We start from the raw sequence: 24,528 nt of genomic DNA on the forward strand, positions 1-24,528 counted from the left end.
CCTAAGTTTTGTGCTTATCTTATTCTTTAACTGCGCCCATCGTCAACCCTTGTACGAAGAACCTCTGCAGGAACGGATAGACGAGCAGGATCGGCAATGCTCCTATCAGGATTTGCGCAGAACGCACCGTGCGTTCCGACAGAATTTTCAGCTGACTGGGGTCAATGTTCGTGTTGCGCATGTCGCCGCTCTGAATGATCGTCTGCAGAAATGTCGCCAGCGGATACTGCCGGTAATCAGTCATATAGATCAGCCCGTCAAACCATGAGTTCCAATGCCAGACCATCGAGAACAAGGATAAGGTGGCCAGGGAGGGAAGCGACAAGGGAAGATAGATCGTGATCAGAGACCTCAGATAACCCGCCCCGTCAATGCTTGCCGCCTCCTCCAGCTCTTTGGGAATGGCGCGGAAGAATTGCATCATCAGAATGGTATTGAACACGTTCACCGCAGACGGCAGAATCAGGACCCACAGCGTGTTGGTTAAATGAAGCTGCGTGATCAGCAGATAGGTTGGAATCAGGCCGCCGTTGAACAGCATGGTAAAGACAAAGAACCAGGAGTAGAAGCTTCTGCCGGAAAATGAACGCGACAGGGTATAAGCGGCGGTAACGGTCAACGCCATAGACAGCAGGGTTCCGGCGAGCGTTCTTTCCACAGATAGAATTAAGGAACGCAGAAACAAGGGATTCGTAAGCGTTCTGGAGTAGGCTTCAGCCGTGAATCCGACCGGCCAGAAAAACACCTGATTAGCCGTAGCCGCCGCACTGGAACTGAAGGATACGGCCGCAACATGCACAAGGGGAAGGATACATAATACGGCCAGGACTGCAAGAAGCGCAGTGTTGAGCACTGTAAACCAGCGGTAAGAGATTGTTTTCCGATACATAGATTCCGCCTGCCTTTACTCAAAAGATGCGATAATTTCCGAACCGGTAGGCCAGCCGGTAAGCCGTAACGATCAGGATGAAGCTGATGACCGATTTGAATAAGCCGACGGCGGTCGCGAAGCTGAAAGAGCCGTTCATGAGACCTACCCTATATACAAAGGTATCTATAATATCTCCTTCACGGTAGACCAGCGGATTGTACAGGTTGAAGATCTGGTCGAAGCCTGCATTGAGGATATTGCCCAGCGCGAGCGTGCCCACAACCAGGATAACGGGAACCAGCGCCGGCAAGGTGACATGGAGCGTCTGCTTGAACCGGCCTGCGCCGTCGATCTCGGCGGCTTCATACAGCGACATATTGATGCCGCTCATGGCGGCGAGATAGATAATTGCGGCGAAGCCGAACTCCTTCCAGACATCACTGACCACTACGGTGATCCGAAACCAGGTTCCGTCTCCAAGGAAAAATACAGTATCGGTGCCAAGGAGCGTCAGCAGGTGATTGACAATTCCTTTGTTGCCTAGGATATCTGTCAGAATCCCTCCCAGAATCACCCAGGACAGGAAATGCGGGAGATATACGAGTGTCTGCACGAACCGTTTGAACAGCAGCGCGCGAACCTCATTCAGCAGCAAGGCAAAGAGGATCGGGACTATAATGTTGGCCGTGATCTTGAGCGAAGCGATAAGCAGGGTGTTATAGATGACCTGCACGCTGTCAGGATAAGTAAACATATATTGAAAATGCTCGAAGCCAACCCATGGTGAATGCAGGAACCCAAGCCGGGGCTTGAAGTCCTGAAAAGCCATCAAAAGCCCCGCCATAGGCGCATAATTGAAGATCAGCAGACAGATTACAGATGGCAGTATGAGCAAATGAAGAGGTAGCTGGCGAGTAAATCGCGTCTTGCTCTTCTTCCATTCCATCATCCGGACAACTCCTCTATAGGTTCATTTGGCAAAAGTCTTCTAGTGGTTAAGCGCCTGATACCACTCGTTCACCTCTTTGGTAATATCATCTCCGCCGGAGGACTTCCATTTCTCCACGAAGCTGTCGAACGAATCCGGCGATTCTTGCCCGTAAATAATTTTCAGGAAAGCTTCACTTTCCATTTTGCGGAGCAGCTCGCCCTTTTGGGCCATGGTTGCTGTCGGAGGGCCGGTATATTTATCGAATACGGAAGCTTCGTCGATGTAAGTCTGCAGTACGGCAGCAGCCTCTGCCCATTTCTTCGGTCTGGCCGAGAAATACATTTCGTAAGGGGTTTCGGGTGTTTTGCCCTGGCCGAGCTTGGCCATGACCTCCAGCTCCTTTTTGGGCGTCTGAATGTCGTTGCCGTAGATGGTGTATTTCTTCACATCAATCCATCCGCCCGGGATTTTGTCCTGGTCATAGACCGGTTTGCCGTCCACGATGACATAGTCGTAGCCCTCGGCCCAGCCGTTAGCCAGTTCGGAGGAAGGATCGTAGAAGCCGGGTCCCATGATGGCGTCCAGATAGTTGAAGAAGGCCTCCATATATTTGAAATCCTTGTTGAAATAGAAGCGGACGGAGGATTGCGGTTCACTGCCAAAGCCCATTTTGCCGTCAATGCCTGCAGGAATGGGAACCGGTACATAATCAAAGGTCATATCCGCACTGAACGGATAGGAAGCCATCCAGGTCGGGCCGAAGACCATGCCGGATTTGCCCTGAACAAAGCTCTCCGCCGCCTTGGCTTCATCCATGATCCCGGCGTCTTTATCCAGATAGCCTTTGCTCATCCATTCGCTAAGCTTGATCAGGCCCTCCTTGACTGTAGGCTGAACAGAGCCGTACTGAAGCTTGCCGTCCGGCCCCTCTGTCCAGTAAGTAGGGATAGCAGAATGTCCGAACAGGAAATCGCTGGATACCATGAAGGTGTCCTTCACGGCCGTGACGCCTTTTTTGAGTGACAGGGATAATCCGAGGGTATCCTTGATCCCATTGCCGTCAGGGTCGCGGTTGACGAACGCATCCATTACAGCTTCCATATCCGCGATAGTCTTGGGCGCCTTCAGGCCTAAGGTATCCAGCCAATCCTGGCGAATCCAGAGCACGCTGAAAGAGCTGTTGGCGTTGAAGGTGGGCAGGCCGTAATGCTTGCCGTCATAAGTAACCGTATTCCATATTTCGGGGTACTGGGCGTACAGATCCTTAAGCCGCTGCGAAGTGTACTTGTCAAAAGCCTCGTCGATATCCATCACCTTGCCGGAATCGACGACCTGATTCTCAAGCGTCGGATCGTTCAGGGTGAAGACATCCGGCAGCTTTTCATTGGAGTTAAGCAGAAGGCGGAGCTTGGTCGTGTAAGCATCTCCGGTTCCTACGGTCCAATCTACCTTAAAGTCAATGCCGAACTTCTCCTTGGCCCATTTGGTGTGGACATTATTTTCGATGGTCTCCCCATTCTTGAATTTGTTGTCGGAGCCGACCACACGGCCTAAGGTAATCGTAGCCTCTTGTTGCCCGGTATTTCCCTGATCCCCCTGTGCAGCCTGACCCGGATCGGATGCCGCACTGCAGCCGGCAACAGCTGTCAGCAGGACTCCGGCCACTAGGGCGATAGACGCCTGCTTCGCAAACTTTATCTTCATGTATTGACCTCCCTGTATGTGATGCTGTTTAGTATATCGCCCATGGGACCCAGGGATAAATAACAATATTGCGAGATTCATGCAAATATATTGGCCGTTCTATTTTACTTTCATTTTATTATATGAATTGATTCATTTATTATATTTCATATTATCAAGGCAGCATTTAATATAGTTTGTGTATTTTACTATTTTTATATGGCGGTGATTAGATTGTTGTATGCAGGAGCGAATTACCATCCGCATGACTGGCCCAAGGAGAGATGGGCACAAGATATTGAATGGATGCGGACAGCATCCTTTAACGTTGTCCGGCTGGGGCATTTGTGCTGGGACAGCTTTGAGCCCTCTGAAGGCAACTTTACGTTTGAATGGTTCGATGAAGTCATGGATCTGTTTCACGAGGCGGGTATACAGGTCGTGCTGGATATCGCAACCCGCCCGGCTCCGACATGGCTCCACAAGAAGTATCCGGCGATTGACCGGACCGATACAAACGGCATCCGTATGGAAGCGCAAACACGCTATATGGAGGATATCGGCCACCCGGCCTTCCAGGAATACGCGTATAAGTTCGCCGAGACACTGGTATGTAAATACCGGAATCATCCGGCCCTGTATGCCTTCGGACTGTGCAATGAGCTGGGCTCGGGAGCGCCTTCCTATTCCAGAGAGGCCAGAGACCGCTTTGAAGCTTGGCTGAAAGACAAGTACGGCACGGTAGACCAGTTGAACCGGGCATGGACTACCCAGCGCTGGTCGCGCAAATTGAGCAGCTTCCACGATGTCGTGCTTCCAGTCTCCGGCCAGATTCAAGGCGCGCCGGAACGGGTGCTGGACATGTGGCGATTTTATTCCGATGAAGTCTTGGCTTATATGCAGGGTCTGAGCCGGATTGTCAGGCAGTTCGCGCCTGAAGCCAGGGAATCGACGAATCACTGGTCAGAGAATCCCGGCTACGGGTTCGATTATCTGAAGCAATATGAGGAGATCGTTGATCTCCCCGGTATCGGGTTCTACCCCGGCACCAATCCCGAGGACAGACGGGCCTTGACCGCCGCCTGCTTCTTCATGGATCACCGCATTGGCGAGCTTGACCAGCCCATCTGGTGTCTTGAATTCCAGACTGGCGACTTCGGAGGCTACGCTTCCCCGCGCCTGGCCATGAGAATGTATGCCTATCTCTCGCTTGTCCACAGGGCTCAGGCTGTCTGCGCATGGACCTGGCGGACGATGCTGGGCGGTGAGGAGCAATATGTATTTGGTCTGGTGGATCATGACGGCACGCCGGGCTGGAAGTATGAGGAGTTCAAACAAATCGCGGAGGAATTCAAGCTGCTGCAGGAACGCGGGCTTCCCAGACAGACCTCTCCGCAGATTGCCATTGCCTACTCGTACGAGAGCCTGAAGGTGATGGACGGCAACCGGAGCTACTACAAAACCGATTATACCCGGCAAGTCCTGGAGGCCTATGAGGCTATTGAGCGGGCCAATCTGGACTGTAATATTGTGAATCTGCGCAGTCTGCGTAAGGATTATAAGCTTCTGATCGTGCCGGGACATGCCGTTATGGATGCAGCCTCAGCAGCCGCTATTCGCACCTTCGTTGAGGCAGGTGGCACCGCTGTGATGACGGCGTATTCTGCGAAGGTCAATGAGCATAACCGCGTGTTCGATACCCCGATGCCCGGCGGGCTAAGCGATGTCTTCGGCATCCGCAGCGGAGCCTTCATGAGAACCAGAAGCCATACGCCTGCGGAGAATGCCGGAGGTCTTGAGAAGACAGAGCTCCATCTGGAACGGGAAAAGCCGGCTATTCTGCTCGGGGAGCAGGAATATCAGCCTGAGATCAGCTATTACGAGATACTGGAAGCCCGTACAGCCGAGACTGTGGCTTCGTTCACGAATACACTCGAGAAGTCGCCCGCAGTCACGCGGAACCGTTATGGCAAGGGAGAGGCGATCTATGTCGCGATACCGGCGGATGCCGATTTTCTAAGTCTGCTTCTCGATAGGCTGTACCCGGCGCTTGGCATCCAGAAAGGTCCGGTTACCCCTTCAGGCGTGGTCGCACGCAGCCTGGAAGACGGCTCTTTACTCTGTGTGAACACCACCGGTATAGAGCAGACCATACAGCTGGAGAGGGAGGCATCCGGGCTGCTGTCCGGCAGCCGCTTCGCGGATTCGCTGACTTTGGGCGCTTATGAGGTAGAGCTGGTAACTTACTAGATAAGAAGCACTAAAGAAATAAACAAAAAGCAAAAGAAGCGGAGGGGAAATTTGGAGCTGTAGGAGCGGTAGCGACCGCCTTTGTCACCGGATTTCTACCGTTTACAGCGGTTCAAAATCAAGAAATCTGGTGACAACAGCGGCCGGAAGTCCAAATGTTCACCGCAGTGACGATGAAGCTTCAAGTTCAAATCTTAAGTGCGTCTTATATAGACTACTATCAAAGGGGAGCATAGGGATGAATGTTAATATCAGAAACGCAGCGCAAGTAGTACCTTCTCCACGGCAGGTGGCCTGGCAGGAGCTGGAATTCTATTCATTTATACATTTTGGCGTCAATACGTTCACTGATAAGGAATGGGGACTCGGCGACGAAGCACCGGCGATCTTCAATCCCGAAGAATTTGATGCGAAGCAGTGGGTGGAGGTGTGTAAATCGGCGGGGATGAGAGGCTTGATCCTGACCTGCAAGCATCATGACGGGTTCTGTCTCTGGCCCAGCAGCCATACCGGGCATTCGGTGAAGCACAGTCCATGGCGTGATGGCCAAGGCGATATGGTACAGGAGGTAGCGGATGCCTGCCGTGAGGGAGGACTGAAATTCGGGGTGTACTTGTCTCCGTGGGACCGCCATGACAGCCGGTACGGGAGTTCGGAGTATAACGAATATCTCAAGGATCAATTACGTGAGCTGTTAACCGGGTACGGGGACATCTTCTGCGTCTGGTTCGACGGTGCATGCGGTGAAGGTCCGAATGGCTTGAAGCAGGTCTATGACTGGGACGGATATTATGAGGTGATCCGGGAGCTGCAGCCGGGCGCGGTGATCTCCGTATGCGGTCCGGACGTCCGCTGGTGCGGCAATGAGGCCGGCCATACCCGTGAGTCCGAGTGGAGTGTCGTTCCGGCAGAGCTGCAGGATTGCGAGAAAATCCAGGAAGAGTCGCAGCATGTGGACGACGGCGAATTCGCCAGACGCAGCAACTCCCGCGATGAGAATCTGGGGAGCCGGGAAGCCATCGCCGGGAAGGAGCTCGTCTGGTATCCGGCGGAAGTGAATACCTCGATCCGGCCCGGCTGGTTCTACCACGCTGCTGAGGACGACCAGGTCCGCAGCCTCGAAGAGCTGCTGGACATCTATGATAAGTCGGTTGGCGGGAACTCGACGTTCCTCCTCAATCTTCCGCCCGACAAGCGCGGTCTCATTCATGAGAACGATGCCCGGCGAATGGCCGAGCTGGGAGAGGTGATTCGGTCCACCTTCGAATATAATCTGGCTGCGGGGGCTCAGGCTACCGCAACGGAGACGGCGGGAGAGGCCAATGCGGCCGGCCGGGTACTGGACGGGAACAGAGATACATTCTGGTGCCCCAAGGAAGGAACGGAGCAGGCTTCCATTGAGCTTGACCTGACTGTGGAGCAGTCCTTCGATACGATTGTACTCAAGGAGCATATCCAGTCAGGTCAGCGTATCGAACAGCTTCATTTGGAATATCTGGACGGAGCTATCTGGAAAAGGTTCAGTGAATGTACGGTTGTCGGACACAAGCGTATTCTCAAATTCCCGGAGGTTACAGCAAGGCATATCCGCCTGACCATAGATCAATCACGCTGGTGCCCGACCTTATCCGCATTTGAAGTGTATCTGAGCGCGGTGGAGTAAGCCGAGACAGCAGGGGGCGTCCCATAAGCCATGTAATGGCTGCGTGGGACGCCCCCTTATCTAGGATTTGTTGTTCCTTATTTTTTGTAACAGTCGATCCAGAATGAAACCAACAAGATACCAGAAAGCTAATGTTGTGAGATAGACTACTGCTATTGGAATGCCTGTTTTTCGTACAAAATGAGATGATTCGTATATCCAGACCAACGGACTAGTTATGGCCAACAGGATGTTATAGTCGTCATTCCCTGAAATATTTATAACAATAGCAACAAATGAAATTAAAACTAACCAAAATCGGAATGATTTCATTAAACGAATTAGTTTCATTAATTACACCTCCAATTCACTTATGAGAGCGTCCCCATGGATGAAAACTTGGCGGTGAAAGTCTGCTACGGGCCGCTATGGGGCGAGCTATATGCTACTACCGTACACGATCTACCATCAAAAGTAAAAAGAAATTGGCTAAGATTGTTGAAGAAGCAAAATGAGCTGTAGCGGCTTGCTATGCGTTTAGATACCAAGGAAACTCCGGTTTTATGTGCAATCATTCCATCCTTTACATACATCAATCCACACTGAATAACTAGAGTATTGTTCTAATTGTTTTATTGTAAGTTCAAGCGCACTGTTGCTACTCCCGCAAGCTGGATAGATTGTCTTAAAACGTTTTAAAGAGATGTCTAGATAAACAGAAACATCATTTTTAATAGCAAATGGACAAACACCTCCAATTGCATGACCAACCCTATCAATGGCTTCATCTGGAGAAAGCATTTTTGCTTTTGTTTTGAAATACTCTTTGAATTTTTTGTTATCCACTTTTGCATCCCCGGCGGCAACTACTAAAACAGCTTGTCCATTTACCATAAAAGAAAGTGTTTTTGCGATTCTCTCTGGCTCACAACCTAATGCAGATGCAGCCAAATCCACGGTTGCACTAGATACTTCAAATTCTTTAATTTGAGAATCCATCCCATATTGTTTGAAAAAATCTTTTACTTTTTCAATTGCCATAATCATCACACCTCATTTTTAAATATTTTCTAGAAGATCTTAGATGAAACTTGCCTATGCTCTTGGGTAAAAAATCATGTTGTAAATGACACATGTTTCTTGATAGGGATTATTGTAGGAATGAGAAACATTAGCCCGAAAGCGGAGTGCTTGCTTTTCTTTTAGAACAATTTTGTTGTTGTTGACTACCATTTCTAACATACCTTGCTCCACAAAAACATATTCTTCCACACCATCAAGGTGCTTTTTAGATGGATGCTGGCATCCGGGATCAAATTCGATATAGAATATTTCAACGTTACGGGTAGGGTCAAAAGGAAAAACAGGAAAGGCTCTCATTTTTCCATCCTCTTCGAGGATAGCGTTTTTGGACAGTGTATCAACCACACTGCACTCCTCTTCTAGCTCTTCCAATAATAAAGATAAAGGAACTTTTAAGCCCACTGCGATTTTCCAAAGAGTTGTAATAGTTGGTGAAGACTGCCCTCTTTCAATTTGTCCAAGCATGGGCTTACTTACATCGGTAAGTTTAGAAACATCTTCAAGTGTAAGATTTCTAGTTGCTCGTATTTCTTTTAACCGTTCTCCAATAGCTAATACTGGCGATTGCACTGCATCACTCCTGACGTATGTCATAACATTTTTTAATATATTATAACATACAAACCACAGATGCAAGACCAATAAATGAAGTGCAAGAAATGTAAGCTGCCTTCTATAAACAAGCCTCCATAAACCAAAAACAGCAGAGCAGCGATTCTCCTGTTATTGGAGAATCGCTGCTCTGCTTGATTTTTATGGTGTTGATAGCATAGCTTAGTTCATTAATTTCGCTTGTGACAGCAAGCGGAGGATGACGGTTGCCGCTTCCGCACGGGTTGCGGATTGACCCGGCTGGAATTGCCCGGTAGGTGTACCGGTGATCAGGCCTGCCTGAACCGCCTTGGCCACATCCTGCTGCGCCCAGCCCGAAATTTTGTCTGCATCCTTGAAGGCTGCAGGCTGAAGCTCTGAAGCCGGGAGCGGCGAGCCTGCAAGGGCCATCGCCTTAACCAGAATAATGGTCATCTCCTGGCGGGTAATGATGTCGTTCGGCCGGAAATTATTGTCCGTTCCGCCCTGCACCAGACCCAGCTCTACGGCTGTTCCGACGCTTCCGGTGTACCATGCGCCGGAGGGGGTATCCTTAAACGAAACATCTGCTGAATCGGAGGAGGAGTAGCCCAGCGCACGAACTATCATCGCTGCGAATTCCGCGCGCGTTGTGGTAGCGTTCGGTGCGAACCTGCTGTCCGTTAAGCCGGTGAGGATGTACTTGGAGGCCAGCTTTTCGACGGATGCCTGTGCCCAGTGCCCCTTGATATCCTCGAATGTCTTGTTGCTTGAAATTACCGCAAATGTGCCGTTGTTCGGACTGTAGAAGGTTACACCGGTGCCGTTGAAGACCGCCGGGACGAAGGTGAAGCTTCCGTCCTTCCCGATCCGGACCACGGTCGTATTCCGGCTGTCTGCCGGACTGTCGAGCTGCAGGGTGCCCCGGGAATAGCTGCCCTTGAACCCTGGAATCTCCACTGTGCGTCCGTTGGCTTCAGCCGTTACCGTGTATTCAATGGCAGGGCTGATTAATTTGCCCTGGGCTGCCAGAACAGCCTGAAGGATCTCTTGCTGCCGCTGTTCCGGCAGGACCGTCATACTGACCTTAAGCTTCCAGTCCCCGGTTCCCAATTGCTGTCCCCAAGCTGCGGTATCAACCGCTTTTACAGGGAAGTGGAAGGTGCCGAGCGGAGACGAGACGGTGATCTGTTCTGCCGCTTTTACTTTCTGCGCATCCAGTGTGGCTGTAGCAGTAGTTCCTGTAACCTCTGCTTCGACGGTCAAATGGCCGCTGCCGCTTGGTGCTTCCGGCTGAACAGGGGTGACCGAACCAACGGTAGTGCCACCGCCGTTGCCACTCCCGGCGTTATTGCCGCCGTTGTTACTGCCGCCAGTTTCGCCGCCGCCGTTGTTACCGCCGCCAGGATCACCGCCGCCGTTGTTACCGCCGCCAGGATCACCGCCGCCGTTGTTACCGCCGCCAGGATCACCGCCGCCGTTGTTACCGCCGCCAGGATCACCGCCGCCGTTGTTGCCGCCGCCAGGATCACCGCCACCGTTGTTGCCGCCAGGATCACCGCCGCCGTTGTTGCCGCCGCCGGGATCACCGCCGCCGTTGTTGCCGCCGCCAGGATCACCGCCGCCGTTATTGCCGCCGTCGTCAATCGCAAGCGTATGCCGCGCATAAATATCGAACCGGTCGAATGCAGGCGCGTATTGGCGTGGGACCGCCGTGTAAGGAGTGAATCCTTGCGCCCCGGTTCCTCCATAAGGGTTGGAGCCGCCGTCATACGTATTATTATTGGAGAAACGGATGCTGTTGGTGCCTGCTTTCAGTTCAACATCAAAGGTCTGTGTGGCGAACTGCTGCCATGAGATGGTGTTCTTGAAAAAGACCGTCTGCGGCTCGCCCCCGTTGACGCTTACTTGCGCATACCGTTCAACAACGTCATTGTTGTAGGCATGTGTCCCCGCACTTTCACCGTTCGCGTAGGTAACAACCAGTTTATAAGTGCCTGCTTTGGACACCGTGATGTCCTTAAGCTCCAGATACCGCTCTGCTCCGTCGAAGGAGGTAATGCCGTTCACATATTTGCCGCCGGAAGCGTATTTGGCAAAGGCATCCTCACGGATGAGCGGCAGCTCGGAGCCGGCTGGAGTACCTACGACCGTTGCCGCCTCTGCCTCAACGGAATATACAGAAGTCTGGCTGACGAAGGCTGCGTTAATATAATCGAGACTAAGCGCAGCGCTGGAACGTACATCAACCAGGTTAATGCCTGTGCGTAAGAAGGTTGGTACTGTAGCGGTCTGCCATTGTCCTCCAGTATCCGTAACAGGCAGATCCACGAGCGGCTTGCGGTCATGTTGAATTTGCATTTTGCCTGCGCCCGATGCGGCATAGCGAATCTGCAGATCATACATGCCGTCTTGCAGCACACTTACCACAAAGCGGGTATTGGCGTCCTGGCTGCTGCCGTAACCGGTCACATATCCGGCGCCCTCGAAGCCTTCAAGGCTGCTCTCTCTCGACAACCCCAGCGCAGGGTCGTAGTCGGCGAATTCCGCCTGCACACGGTAGTTGGGGTGTGCGCCCGGTAAGCCGCTATACGTTAGTTCGATTGCGTCAAGGGTGGATTCGCCCTGGCCTGCTTCTCCCGTATCCGGGTTATATTTGCTGATGCCGATGGAATGCGTTCCTTGCGTCAGATCGGCAAAGATCGTATTGCCTCCCAGCAGCTGCATGTTGTAATCCGCACGCAGAACCACCTTCGTTGCCGGCTGATCGTCAATCTTGATGAACCATTCGGAATTGATGCGCTGATTCGCATCTCCGGTATTGGACTGATTGCGCAGGGTGGAGGTTGCGCCGCTGCCGCCAATCAGATCCAGACGGTAGCTCCCGTCTGCCGGAACCGTAACATCGGTCCACTTCACCAGGCTGTCCGCAGCCTTGATGCCTTGGACGTACTGGCCGTTCGAGGCGGAGCGTCCGGTACTCTTGCGCGGATAGTGATCCGTCAGGGTCACATTGGTCCGCACCTGCGCATTCTCAGCCTCGAAGCGCTTATAGAAAGTCTCCTTCGGGGCATGATCTACAGCCGGAGTAATGACTGCATAATACGCCGAGGTGTAATCGTTCAGGTTGACATCCAGTGTGACCGAGCCGTTCTTGACGGGATAATCACGGTCCAGGATCTGGGTAGGCTCTACGAGAAATCCGGTCAAGCCCGTATATCCAGCATGCCATACGGTGATATGCACCGCTTCTGCTTCTGTGAGGAAGGAGGGGCTGTTCCCATTGCCGGTCACGTTATTGAACACGATCTGGCCGTCTCCTTGTGTGCCTCCGAACGCGATACTGACCTGCTTTTTGTTGTCCTGAATGGAGCTTAGCCCGTACAAGCCGGGACCGAAGGCATCATTCTCATGTCTGGCGTTGATGACCTCAATCTTGGCCATGTCGCCGCCCATCATATCGGCATACCACTTGTAGAGCCACCATGCCCCGTTAGGCTCGTTCTGCCCGGCGAGCAGGGACCCGTAGGAGTTGGCCGTGTTCCAATACGGCAGCATGCTGTTCATTTTCAGCTCATCATAACGTGCAATGTAATGAATCAGCGAGCCGCCTACGGCAATCTCCGAGGTAGCGGCATACTCGTTGATGTCCACCTTGATCGGGAAGGGAACCGTCCGGTCCGGGTACAGCTCTTTATAGCGCTGCACGGACCCCGCTTCCACCGTCCGGAAGGTGGCTACGTTCGAGGGAGCCTGGTTGAAGGCTTTGTCCCACAGCATATGCCAGCTGATAATGTCCGGCAGACAGTCATTCTCTACGCAGTAGGGAATGAAATCCTCGAATACCTTGGCTCCGTACTGGGTCAGATTCACTCCGGAAATGACTGCACCGGGGTCAATCTCCTTGATTTTCTTCGTTACCGCCAGCCAGTCGCTGTTGAATACAGCTCTTGAATTCTTGCCTGTCTGGTTATCCGCCAGCAGCTGGGGATAACGGGTATTGTTCTGCTCAGGCTCATTGAACGGGATATAGATGAATCTGGCATCCGCATCCCGCCCCGGATTCGCCGCCGCCCATTGCTCTTTATACGCTTTGACTGCCGTTGTAATCGGAATGACGGCTTCCTGAATATATTCGTTAGCCGTTCTGGACGGATAGTACCAATGCTGATAATAATCCTGCATGACAATATTGACAGCTTCCCCGCCAGCCTCGAAGAAATAGTCCGACACCCGCAGCGCGTCACCAGTCGGGTGCTGGATGCCGTTCGGCGGCTTTTGGGAGATATGCGAGGGCTTGATCGGAATCAGTGTATTGATATCCGGCACATTCGGCTCGCTGATCGCATACAGTGCGCCGGAAGAGCCATGGAATACAGGTCCGAGCGAGCGGTCTGCCAGATCAACCGAGATTTTGGCCGGCTTGGCTGAAGTGTTCTCTTCATGCTTCGTCTCTGCATAGAGTGCGCTGACCTGATTGGCATTTAACTGGACATTGTAGATCCGCAGATCGTCGAATTTCCCCTTGATATCTCCATCCGAGGTATAGAGCGATCTGCCGAAATCATTGAATTTCAGGGCGTTCAGATAATCACGCGAGAAGAAATGCTCCAGAACGGAGGGCATGGTCGCTCCTGATGAGCTTTTGCTCTGATCCAGACCTTTGATGCCAACAGGAACACCGTCCAGGTATACCTCGTAGGCCCCGCTGCTGGTCATAGTGACGGTCACCTGCTGCCACTTGCCCTTGGCCGGGTTACGGTTCCAGACGATATCGCCTTTGTAGCTGGCAATCTGACTTGGATTCGTGCCGGTATAGATCCGGTTGCTGAACGTGCCGTCCCCGGCGATGATAATGAACTCGGAGTCCTGCCAGCCGCTTCCCCCGGCATTGCTCAGCCCCTTCTCGGCAATTGTGGAGGACAGCAGACGGTTATAGGCGTTAGCCGAAGAGTCGATGTTGGCCCAAAAGGAGATGGACAGTTCATCCTTGATCCTGCTGTAGAGCTGATCGGGCAGCTTCAGCCAGGCAGTACCGTTCCCGCCGCCGGGTAAAGAGAGGACGTCTCCGCGCTGGTCGTCATAGACAATGGCTGCTACTCCCTTAAGCTCGGCGCGTTCAGCGGCCGCATCGGGGTAGACGCTGTTTACCACCGAGGTGCGGTCAAGCACCTGCCCGGAGCGGAAGCTCCACTGGAACAGCGGAGCCGCCTCAGCAGCGGTCTTCAACTGGAGCTGATCCGGCGCAGTCTCCTGAACAGGAGCAGCCTCCGGCTCCGCCGGGGAAGCAGGGGTTTCATCGGAATCAGGTGCCGTAACCGGATTGGTCACTAACTCCGAATCAGTCATCCATACAGAATCTTCCACAGGAACCGGGTCTGCGGCCGGAGCTGTGGAAGCGCTTGCCAAACTGGAGGGCAGGAGAGTCAGAATTGCCAGTATAGATATCAGTGAACGCTTAAGATATAGCCTCAATAGATACTCACCTCTTTTGTTTTTTTGGGGATACCTGTCCTAATAGAACGGTCTGCGCACTTGAACAATTCTCTATTCACTAACACTTATCTCCGCTATCTCCGCATAGGCACCGCAACCTCCCTGTCATGGCTGTTCGCTTCACCGAGAATGTTAAGTGAATGACCCTTACTATAAAATCAAGCTTTTTTACTGTTTTTGTTCCTTTCTTTACGTCTCTGGGTTACTGCCTGGAGCGGGCAGACAGGGAAGCTGAGGCGGGAGCCGTAGAATCCTGCCAGCCCTTTCCCCGTAATCCCCCTACATGTAAAAAAGGGAACGAAAAGAGTAAAAAAAAGACATGCAGAGCAGGGTGGCGGGAAAGCAGCCGGGAGTCTATCATTAAAGGTATTCTACAAAGGTATTCCACCAACTCTGCCGCCGGAGGTTATGACTTGAAAGCTCCCTTCACCTTGAAGCCCAGCCGCCGTTTTGTGAGCGTGAAGAACAAGATGCTGTTCTTTTTCCTGCTGGCCATTCTGATTCCGGTCGTGATTCTGTTCGCTAACTCCTATATCTCCTCCCAGCAGATGCTTGAACGTAAATATACGGACCTGCTGGCCGATGTGACGAGACAGTCGAATATCCGCATCGAGGAATTCCTGGAGGACACGAAGCAGATTTCTCTCATCGCCAGTTATGGGATTAACAGCTACATCTCAGCGGTCTCGCAGGAGAACTACCCGGTACAGAACTATCTGCACGACAGCTCCGTGACGAACGAACTGCAGGCCACGCAATTGCTGATGAATTACATCACTATGAAGGACCGCGCCATCTCTATCTATGTCTACAATCTGGTGAACGGCAGCGACCTCTATGTGGCCCCGAACAAGCCTGTCGATTATACGTATAACCCCCGTGAGGAGGACTGGTTCGCCGAATTCCTGCGTTCTGACGATATTACGCGCGATCTGCCGACCCGGCTGGACCTGCAGACCAAGGCGGACAGCAATTGGACGATCTATAATCTGCGCAAAATCTTCGATATGGAGAACGGCAAGCTGATCGGCGTAATGGCGGTAAGTGTAGACATAGATTTCATCAACCGGCTGAACAAGCGGATGGAGGCAGGCAACCGTTCGGCCTTCACTGTTACCGATGACAGCGGCATAATTATATTCAACAACAATTATAACCTGATCGGCAAGCCGTTCAGGACACTTTTCCCGGTCCGTGAGGAAGAACTTGCCGCAGGTTCAGGCAGGCAGATTGTCCGTGTATCCGGCAAGGACTATATTCTGATCCAGTCGCCATTTGAGGAACATAACTGGAAGACTTATATGTATATGCCCGTGGAAGAGCTCGCGGTGGAAGGCGACATCCTGAAGCGGAATCTGTGGACGATTGCTGTCGTGCTTATCCTGTTCGCCCTGGCCAGCTCGGTGTACATGTCGAATCTGATCACCCGGCCGATCAAGCAGCTGATCCGCAATATGACGCTGGTGGAGCAAGGGAAATTCGATAATCTCCCGGCGGTCCGCTCGAATGATGAGATCGGTGTCATGGCCAGCCGGTTCGAGCAGATGTCCGCTGAACTCAAGCAGCTGGTGGAGCGGATCTACGTGGAGCAGGAGCAGAAGGTCGAGGCTGAAATTCGCGCGTTGCAGGCCCAGATCAGTCCGCATTTTCTGTACAATACGCTGAATTCAGTCAAATGGATCGCCACCATGCAGCAGTCGGAGAAAATTGTTGAGATGACCGGAGCGCTGATCTCCATGCTCCGTTATACTGCCAAGACGGACAACCGGCTGGTGCCGATCCGTGAGGAGCTGGAGCACATCGGCCATTATATAATCATTCAGAAGGTGCGGTATTTCAACCGGATCGAGTTCCATTCGGAAGTGGAGGAGACGCTTGCGGAGCAGGAGATTCCGAAGCTGAGCATCCAGCCGCTGGTCGAGAATGCGATCTTTCACGGAATTGCCGACCAGGAGGACGGGCTGCTGTCTATCGAGGTCCGGCGGGCCGGTAATGCTGAACTCACCATTACGGTCAGAGACAACGGTGCGGGCATGAGCGCTGAGGCGGCAGCGAAGCTGCGCAGCAGGCTTTGCGGTGCAGAGGACAGCGGCGGCATCGGCGTTATCAATGTGCATCAGCGGGTACGCCGGTTATACGGCGAGCCGTACGGGGTATCGTTCGAGAGCAGTCCGGGGCAAGGTGCGGTATTCGTAATCACAATTCCCATTCGGGACAGGAAGGGGGCCTATTGAGTATGCTGGGTGTGCTTATCGTGGATGACGAGCTGCTAATGCGTATCGGCTTGAAATCGATTATTCAATGGGAAGATGAGGGATTTACGATTCTGGGGGAGGCCGCTAACGGGCGCGAAGCGCTGGAACTGGCCGGGACCCACCGGCCGGATCTGATTATTACGGATATCAAAATGCCGGTGATGGACGGTCTGGAGCTGATCCGGGAGGCCCGGCGGCTGGACATCGGCGGGCAATTCGTCATCCTTAGCTGTCTGGAGGAATTCCAGTACGCCCAGGAGGCGCTCAGGCTCGGGGCGGCGGACTATCTGATCAAGAGCGATATGAAGCCGCACGAGCTGGTGCATGTGCTGGAGACGGTTAAGAAGCGGGCGGTCCGCCTCTCCGCAGGCAGCTCCTCCGGAATGCCCCCCGGCTCCTACAAGGAGAGCATCGGGTATTTGAAGGAGACGCTCTTTAAGGAGCTGATCAGCGGCTTCAAGGCCGCCGGGGATGTGCGGGTTAACCGCGAATCTCTGCGCATCCGCCTGGCAGATGCGCCGATGGTGCTCCTGAAGCTGCGGATTAACCATTTTGAACAGCATAGACGCAAGTATGTGGAGCAGGATGAGAAGCTGCTGCGTTATTCAGTCACCAATATTCTTGAAGAGATTCTTCCGCGCAAGCGGGCGAAGGAGATCATTGTGATGAACTCTGCGGAATATGTGCTGCTGCTGGACCTCGGGCCGGAGGGGCGCATTGTCCGCGCGGAGATTGAACGCGCGGCCGCCAAGATTCAGGCGGCTATGAAGGATTTCCTGAAGCTGACGCTGTCCATCGGCGTCAGCGGTCCGGCTCCCGGCTTTGGCGGCCTGAAGCAGGCCTATCAGGAGGCGGACATGGCGCTTGACGAGCTGTTCTTCGCCAGCGGGAGCGGCCTGTCCTTCTATGATAAGGCCAGGAGCCGTCAGAGAAGGGGGGAGCGGCTGTTCATCGACAAGCCTTGCATGCGGAAGTTCAGGCAGGATACCGAGAGCGGAAGCGAAGGGGCGCTTGCCTTCCTGAACAGCCTGAAGGATACTATGCTGCTGGAGGGCTGCACGAAGCAGGCGGCGCGTTCGACCTACATACGGATGCTTGGCGCCATTCTGTCCTGCTTCCCGGCGCTTCCCGAGCCGAATGAAGCCGGGCTTACGGTGTACGAGAGCATTCTCCATGAAGAGAGTCTGGAGGGGCTGCACCAGACCGTCGCCGGTTATCTGGAGCAGTGCAGGGCGCAGATGTCGGAAGGCGAATCCTCCCGGAGCTATGCAGAGCAAGCGAGTGAACTCATCATGCAGCTGTATGCGGAGGATATCTCCCTGCAATCCGTAGCGGACCGGATCAACGTGAACGCCTCCTATCTCAGCAGGGTATTCAAGCAGGAGACCGGCGAGAACTTCGTCAGCTTCCTGACCCGGCTGCGCATGGAGAAGGCCAAGAGCCTGCTCAGGGACAGGAACATCAAGGTCTATGAGGTTGCTGAGCGTGTGGGTTATCCGAACACCGCGTATTTCAGTAAGCTGTTCAAGAAGCTGAGCGGGATGAGTCCCGAGGAATACCGGGGCTAGAAAAGTATTAGATTTAATTCAGTCCGTTACTTGCCCAAGTGGTAATGTTAAACCAGAATAAGCGCGCCTCAGTCCGTTACGCCGAGCTATTACGCCTTTAATGGACAACTCCCGTCTTCATCTGGGAATGGCACCTGAAGGGGCGCTCCACTCCTCTAGTCATTCAGACAGGATAGTGGCCCATCCACCAGTATAAATCTGACGCTGTACTAGAACGGCAATTGTCAAAAAAAGAACAGAGTCTGTAAAAGAAGTGCATCCGCTGCGGGTGCACTTTTTGCATCTTCCGGGGATTGGTCAAAAAAGGGAATGTTTCCGTAAAAAACGGCCATTCCGGGAGCGGCTGGGTTCACCTACTATTGGAGGTGCAGCAGATGCAGCACATCCTAAATGGAAGTTGGGGGTAATTCTAGTGAAGAAAAAAAGCTTAGCAACCGTATTGTCCATCCTGCTTGCAGCGGCCACCTTGACCGCTTGCGGCAGTGGCAGCGGCAACAGCAATACATCGGCTTCACCACCGGCAGAGGCAACGGATGCCGCAGCGGCCACCCAGGCGGCAAGCGGAGAGAAGGTCCAGCTGACCTACGCGATCTGGGATTCCAATCAGGAGAAGGGTCTGCGGACCATTGCCGATGAATTCGAGAGCAAGAACCCGGACATCAAGGTCGATATCGAGGTGACCGGCTGGTCCGATTATTGGACGATGCTGGAAGCGGGAGCCACCGGCGGCTCGCTGCCGGATGTCTTCTGGATGCATTCCAATGAGATCTACCGCTATGCGAATAACGGCATGCTGCTTGACCTGACAGACCGCATCAGTAAGAGCGAGGACGTCAAGCTGGAGAATTACCCGGAAGGACTGAACCAGATCTATAATCTGGGGGGCAAGCAATATTCGGTTCCGAAGGATTTCGACACCATCGGGCTGTGGTACAACAAGACGCTGTTTGACCAGGCGGGTGTGAAATACCCGGATGAGAACTGGACCTGGGATGATCTTCACAGCGCCGCGAAAGCGCTCACGAAGGATGGGGTATACGGCTTCCTCGCGCCGATGCATAACCAGGAGGGGTATTACAACTTCGTCTATCAGAATGGCGGCACCATTATTACAGCGGACAAGAAGTCAGGTTATGACGATCCGAAGACGATCGAAGCCCTGGATTTCTATATAAGCTTCGTACGTGACGGACTGTCCCCTGAGGTGTACGGAGATGCCGAGCGTGCCGATCTGCTGAAGAACGGCAAGGCGGCGATGGGCCTGTTCGGTTCATGGAACCTGAGCGGGTTCACAGAGAACGAATTCATGGCGAAGAATTTCGATGTGGCCGTCCTGCCCAAGAAGGCTGCGCAGGCCTCCATCTACAATGGTCTGGGCAATGCGATTGACGCCAAGACGAAGCATCCGGAGGAAGCGTGGAAGTTCGTGGAATACTTAAGCTCCAAGACCGGCCAGGAGCGCCAGGCGGAGCTGGGCGTTGCCATCTCGGCGTACAAAGGCGCGGCTGACAAGTGGGTGGATTCGAACAAGACCTTCAACATCAAGGCATTCGTTGACATGGTCAGCTATGGCGTAATCCGTCCGTATTCCAATACAACGGCTGTCTGGGAAGACAAGGCTTATGAAGCGCTGAAGCCGGCGTTCTCCGGCAAGGTGTCCGTAGAGGAAGCAGCCCGTAATGCAGCGAAGGTGATGAATGAGAGTCTGGCGGAAGAGAAATAAGCAAGAGTCATATGCCTGCGGCAGCCATAGGGCTGCCGCAAGTTTGATAGGAGAGGGAAGCAGATGAATCATACCGTCAAGAGGAAAATTGGAGCCAAAACCTGGAATGAATGGTCCTGGGGCTGGTTCCTGATTGCGCCAACGATGATCGGCCTTATCGTCCTCAACTTCATTCCAATAGTGCAGACCGCTTACCTGAGCTTCTTCAAGAGCGGAGACTTCGGCAAAGGCAACATCTACATCGGGTGGGACAATTACCGCAAGCTGATTCAAGATCCCCAGGTATGGCATGCTGTCGGCAATACACTGCTCTACACCTTGCTGGTCGTTCCTGTCAGCATTGCCATCGCCATGCTGGTGGCCGTCCTGCTGAACGGTAAGCTCGCGGGCCGCTCGCTGTACCGCACGATCTATTTCATTCCGATGGTCGCCGCTCCTGCGGCAGTGACCATGGTATGGCGCTGGATGTATAACCAGCACTACGGCCTCATTAATTACGGGCTGTCCAAGCTGGGCCTTCCGGCCGTCAACTGGACGACGGACCCGAGGGTAGCGATCTTATCCATCGCGGTGATCGGAATCTGGAGTGTCATCGGCTATAATATGGTGCTGCTGCTCGCCGGTCTGCAGGAGATCCCGAAGGACTACTACGAGGCTTCGGATATCGACGGAGCCAGCCGGGTGCGCCAATTTTTCGTGATTACCCTGCCGCTTGTAACGCCAACCCTGTTCTTTGTTGTGGTGACCACGATTATCCAGGCCATGCAAGTGTTCGATGTCATCTATATGATGATCGATGTGAGTAACCCGGCCTATGACCATACAGTATCGCTTGTGTATCTCTTCTATAATAACTCGTTCAAGTACTCGAACAAGGGTTATGGCTCAGCGATTGTAATGGTGTTGCTCGCGCTGATCATGATCATCACCTTCTTCCAGATGCGAGCGCAAAAAAAATGGGTCAACTACATGTAGGAGGCGGCACTATGGCCAAACATAAACAACTTAACCGTATCTTAGCCCACCTTGTGCTGCTCCTGGGAGCAGCCGCGATGATTCTTCCGTTCGTCTGGATGGTGCTGACCTCGTTCAAGTCGGTTACGGAGTCCACCTCGATGAATCCGTTTATCTTTTTCCCCAAGACCTGGCGGGTGGAGAATTATCTGGAGGTATGGCGGCAGAATAACTTCCTGATCCTGTACTGGAATACGTTTGCGATGATGGCGCTAAGGGTGCTGTGCGCGGTGATGTTCAGCGCGATGGCGGCGTATGCTTTTGCCAGACTAAGATTTCCGGGGCGTGACTTCTGCTTCAGTCTGGTGCTGTTCCAGATGATGGTGCCGACCCAGATCTTCATCATCCCGCAATATCTGATGGTCGATGCGCTGGGGATGCGCAATACGATCTTTGCGTTGCTGTTTCCAGGGCTGGTCAGTGCCTTCGGCACCTTCTTATTGAGACAATTCTTCATGGGCCTGCCTAAGGAGCTGGAGGAGGCGGCGAAGATCGACGGCTGCAATATCGGCCAGACCTTCGCCAGAATCATGCTCCCGCTGGTCCGCTCCGGTCTGGTGGCCCTCGGGATATTCACGGCCCTCTTCTCCTTCAAGGACCTGATGTGGCCGATGATTGTCAACACAAGCTCGGACGCGGCGACCCTCTCCTCGGCCCTGGCTAAGATTCAAAGCGCCTTCGCCGTGGACTATCCGGAGCTCATGGCGGCTTCCGTGCTGGCCATTTGGCCGATGCTGCTTATCTACATCCTGTTCCAGCGGCAATTTATCGAAGGCATTGCAACTTCGGGGGGGAAGCTCTGATTGTCCGTTGACTGCAATCTATGGAATCGGTCAGAATATAACGATAGGGCAAGAACGTTACAGAAGCGAACGGAGAATAGATTAAGGAAGGGGAAGCGTCATGAAGAAGTGGAGACCCGGTATCGGGGGCAGCATTGTTCTGCTGCTGTTCATGATTGGCGGCTGTGATACCCGGAGCAGTACAGACGCTTCCCTGCTGTCCGGCGGAGGCGGAGCTTCAGACACCCGCGAACCCGTCATCCTCCGGTACTCCAGCTATCTGCTGGATACGGCGCAAGCAGGCAAAGTGTATTTTGATGCGATTGCCGAATTCGAGAAGCTGTATCCCCATATCCAGATCGATGCAGATTTCATCCAGAACAATAATTATACGGCGGGGATTAAGATCAGGCTGCTTGGCGGTGAGCCGATGGATGTATTCGATACGTGGTCGCCCAGCCTGTTCGAGGAATTCCGCGCTCTGCGGAGCGATATGTACCTGGATCTGACCGGAGCCGATTTTCTCAAGGAATTCTACCCGAACTCCCTGCTGCCAGTTACGGTGGGCGGCCGGGTATACGGAGCGCCGGAGGTCATGCACAGTGACGGGCTGCTCTACAACAAAACCTTGTTTGACTCTCTCGGGCTGGAGGTTCCGCGCACCTGGGACGAGTTCCTTGCGCTCTGCGTGAAGCTGAAGCAGGAAGGGCTTATTCCGGTGGCAATGGATGCGGAGTGGTCCACAGCCCAGTTCTTCTGGGGGTCTATCATGTCGGATAACGGGGCGGATGCCGCCTGGACGAAGAAGCTGGAGAGCGGGGAGATCCGGACCCATGATCCGGTGTTCGTGGATGCCATCCAGAAGCACCGGGAGATTATCGACCGGGGGTTCGTGCCGCCGAACTGGAAGAGCCTGAAGCATGAGCAGGCCAAGGATCTGGTCGGCACAGGCCAGGCGGCCATGATTATTACCGGAACCTGGGACATCCCCAGCATCAAGGAGCGGAATCCGGCTCAGGATATCCGCTTTATGATGGTGCCGGGCAGTGTGCGGACGGTGCCGAATATCAATGTCGGCACGTACCGGGTGATCAGCTCGCGGACGGAGCATCCCGAGGAGGCCAAGCAGTTCGTGGCGTTCATGAACGGCAGGGCTACGCAGGAGAAGCTGGCCGCAGGCGCTTTGGCAGTGCCTTCGGTCATCTCGGCCCCGACGGACCGGAGCGATTCAGTCTCGTCCATTGCCGCTGCGGTAACGCGTGAGGACGCCACGCTCTATTGGCCGCATACGGTATCGACCGAGTCGCTCCAGGTGAAGATTCTGGAGGGCGTCAACCAGTATCTTGCCGGACAGCCCTTGGAGACCGCACTGGCCAATATCCAGCAGGCGATTGATGAGGCTGCGGCCAAGCGGCGGAAATCTGAGTGACCTGAGCAGGAGATAGGAGATGCCTCTAGAATATAGTCAGGGAGGCAGTTGAATATATAGACTGAAAGGGTAGGACACAATGGTTAAATACAGAACGGCAGCTCCGCACGAACGCGAGGAATACATAGATTTGGCCAACCTTGCCTTCCGCTTTGATTTTGAGGTCCTGATGCCCAAGGCTTATGACAAAAGTGTAGATTCTTCCGCCATGCATAAGGTTGCTGTGGACGAGCAGGGCAGGCTGCGTGCGCTGGTGGCTGTTTTTCCAGAGTCACTGACGGTATGTGATCATACGTTGCGCACCGGCTATCTGGGTACGGTATCTGTTCATCCGCGTGCGCGAGGCGAAGGGCATATGAAAGCGCTTATGAACCTGTGGCTTGAAGAGCTGCGGGGTACCTGTGATATGGTTGTATTATATGGACAGCGGCAGAGATATGAGTATTTCGGCTTCACGCTTGGCGGTGTCAAGTTCAAATATACCGTGGCAGAGGCCAATGTGCGCCATGGCTTAAGAGGGGTGAATGACACCGGAATAACCTTCAGTCCGCTATTTGAGGTTGAAGGAGGAGCAGAATTTGTGCATAACCTGAACACCTCGCGGCTTGCTTATGTTGAACGCAGCTTAGAGCAACTGCCACTGATTTTCGGTACACTCTGTCAAAAGGCACTTGGCGTTCTGGATCAGGGCAAGCTGATCGGGTATGTGGTTGTCAACGAAGCGGGCGATGATATAGCTGAATTCGCGCTGGAGAAAGCGGATGATATTCAGCGTACGATTAAGGCTTACATGGCCTACAGCAGAGCCGGGCGAATAACGTTGCATGCGCCGGAATATGACCTGCCGCTGAACACAGCGCTTGGCAGCATTGCCGAAGACTTCGTAATCGAGAATTCGGATATGTATCATATTCTGGATTTCGCCAACATCCTGAAGGCTTACCTTACGCTGAAGTTCAAGACCACAGGCATTATCCCGGGAGAATTCTCCGCAGTAATGGACGGACAGCCGGTGACGGCGCGGGTGGACGAAGAGGGCGTGAGTGTCGAGCGGTCTGCCATGCCGGATGCAGTTGTCCTCAGCAAGCAGCAGGCTCAGACGCTTCTGCTTACCCAGCATGGCCGATATATGGCAGTGGATGCACCCGCAGGCTGGTTCCCGCTGCCTCTGTTCTGGTACAAGATTGATAAATACTGAGTATCATACTTCACGATAATTCAAAATAAGACA

The 24,528-nt window shown here is 53.4% G+C and carries 15 protein-coding genes; 9 read left to right on the plus strand and 6 right to left on the minus strand.

Going from position 1 to position 24,528, the window contains the following annotated elements:
* Window positions 1–19 precede the first annotated feature (19 nt).
* From MKY12_RS10470 to MKY12_RS10480, 3 genes are read right to left on the minus strand one after another with little or no spacing between them, the layout of a single operon-like run.
* The gene (locus tag MKY12_RS10470; RefSeq protein ID WP_339313701.1) at window positions 20–889 is read right to left on the minus strand and encodes a carbohydrate ABC transporter permease; all 870 of its coding nucleotides are present in this window, start codon (window positions 887–889) and stop codon (window positions 20–22) included.
* Between the two features lie 19 nt (window positions 890–908).
* Window positions 909–1,820 (minus strand): ABC transporter permease subunit, encoded by a 912-nt coding sequence (locus tag MKY12_RS10475; protein WP_339255609.1) that lies wholly within the window; start codon window positions 1,818–1,820, stop codon window positions 909–911.
* Window positions 1,821–1,859: 39 nt separating this feature from the next.
* The gene (locus MKY12_RS10480; RefSeq protein ID WP_339313702.1) at window positions 1,860–3,506 is read right to left on the minus strand and encodes an extracellular solute-binding protein; all 1,647 of its coding nucleotides are present in this window, start codon (window positions 3,504–3,506) and stop codon (window positions 1,860–1,862) included.
* A gap of 213 nt (window positions 3,507–3,719) precedes the next feature.
* Between MKY12_RS10480 and MKY12_RS10485 the strand changes: the two genes are divergently transcribed.
* Together MKY12_RS10485 and MKY12_RS10490 are read left to right on the plus strand one after the other, a co-directional pair.
* Window positions 3,720–5,735, plus strand: coding sequence for a beta-galactosidase (locus MKY12_RS10485; RefSeq protein WP_339313703.1), 2,016 nt, complete (start codon window positions 3,720–3,722; stop codon window positions 5,733–5,735).
* A gap of 238 nt (window positions 5,736–5,973) precedes the next feature.
* On the plus strand, window positions 5,974–7,398 hold the full coding sequence (locus tag MKY12_RS10490) for an alpha-L-fucosidase (protein WP_339313704.1): 1,425 nt from the start codon (window positions 5,974–5,976) through the stop codon (window positions 7,396–7,398).
* Window positions 7,399–7,938: 540 nt separating this feature from the next.
* Here MKY12_RS10490 and MKY12_RS10495 read toward each other — a convergent pair.
* From MKY12_RS10495 to MKY12_RS10505, 3 genes are all read right to left on the minus strand, one after another.
* Window positions 7,939–8,418 carry a YbaK/EbsC family protein gene (locus MKY12_RS10495; RefSeq protein ID WP_339313705.1) on the minus strand — a complete coding sequence of 160 codons (480 nt, stop codon included), beginning with the start codon at window positions 8,416–8,418 and terminating at the stop codon, window positions 7,939–7,941.
* Between the two features lie 54 nt (window positions 8,419–8,472).
* On the minus strand, window positions 8,473–9,030 hold the full coding sequence (locus MKY12_RS10500) for an XRE family transcriptional regulator (RefSeq protein WP_339313706.1): 558 nt from the start codon (window positions 9,028–9,030) through the stop codon (window positions 8,473–8,475).
* Window positions 9,031–9,234: 204 nt separating this feature from the next.
* Window positions 9,235–14,505 carry an S-layer homology domain-containing protein gene (locus tag MKY12_RS10505; RefSeq protein ID WP_339313707.1) on the minus strand — a complete coding sequence of 1,757 codons (5,271 nt, stop codon included), beginning with the start codon at window positions 14,503–14,505 and terminating at the stop codon, window positions 9,235–9,237.
* Between the two features lie 434 nt (window positions 14,506–14,939).
* On the opposite strand from MKY12_RS10505, the gene MKY12_RS10510 reads away from it, so the two are divergent.
* The 7 genes from MKY12_RS10510 to MKY12_RS10540 all read left to right on the plus strand — a co-directional run bounded on the left by MKY12_RS10510 (window position 14,940) and on the right by MKY12_RS10540 (window position 24,495).
* Window positions 14,940–16,760 carry a sensor histidine kinase gene (locus MKY12_RS10510; RefSeq protein ID WP_339255623.1) on the plus strand — a complete coding sequence of 607 codons (1,821 nt, stop codon included), beginning with the start codon at window positions 14,940–14,942 and terminating at the stop codon, window positions 16,758–16,760.
* 2 nt (window positions 16,761–16,762) lie between these two features.
* Window positions 16,763–18,349, plus strand: coding sequence for a response regulator (locus tag MKY12_RS10515; protein WP_339255625.1), 1,587 nt, complete (start codon window positions 16,763–16,765; stop codon window positions 18,347–18,349).
* 412 nt (window positions 18,350–18,761) lie between these two features.
* On the plus strand, window positions 18,762–20,072 hold the full coding sequence (locus MKY12_RS10520) for a sugar ABC transporter substrate-binding protein (RefSeq protein WP_339313708.1): 1,311 nt from the start codon (window positions 18,762–18,764) through the stop codon (window positions 20,070–20,072).
* Window positions 20,073–20,135: 63 nt separating this feature from the next.
* On the plus strand, window positions 20,136–21,047 hold the full coding sequence (locus tag MKY12_RS10525) for a sugar ABC transporter permease (RefSeq protein WP_339313709.1): 912 nt from the start codon (window positions 20,136–20,138) through the stop codon (window positions 21,045–21,047).
* An 11-nt stretch (window positions 21,048–21,058) separates the two neighbouring features.
* Window positions 21,059–21,889: a carbohydrate ABC transporter permease gene (locus tag MKY12_RS10530; RefSeq protein WP_339313710.1), complete on the plus strand. Its 831-nt coding sequence runs from the start codon at window positions 21,059–21,061 to the stop codon at window positions 21,887–21,889.
* Between the two features lie 100 nt (window positions 21,890–21,989).
* Window positions 21,990–23,297: an extracellular solute-binding protein gene (locus MKY12_RS10535; RefSeq protein WP_339313711.1), complete on the plus strand. Its 1,308-nt coding sequence runs from the start codon at window positions 21,990–21,992 to the stop codon at window positions 23,295–23,297.
* Between the two features lie 79 nt (window positions 23,298–23,376).
* Complete coding sequence (locus MKY12_RS10540) at window positions 23,377–24,495, plus strand: GNAT family N-acetyltransferase (RefSeq protein ID WP_339313712.1); 1,119 nt, start codon at window positions 23,377–23,379, stop codon at window positions 24,493–24,495.
* Window positions 24,496–24,528: the final 33 nt, after the last annotated feature.

The sequence above is a fragment of the Paenibacillus sp. FSL M7-0896 genome, from assembly GCF_037975415.1.
Taxonomy (GTDB): Bacteria; Bacillota; Bacilli; order Paenibacillales; family Paenibacillaceae; genus Paenibacillus_AQ; species Paenibacillus_AQ silagei.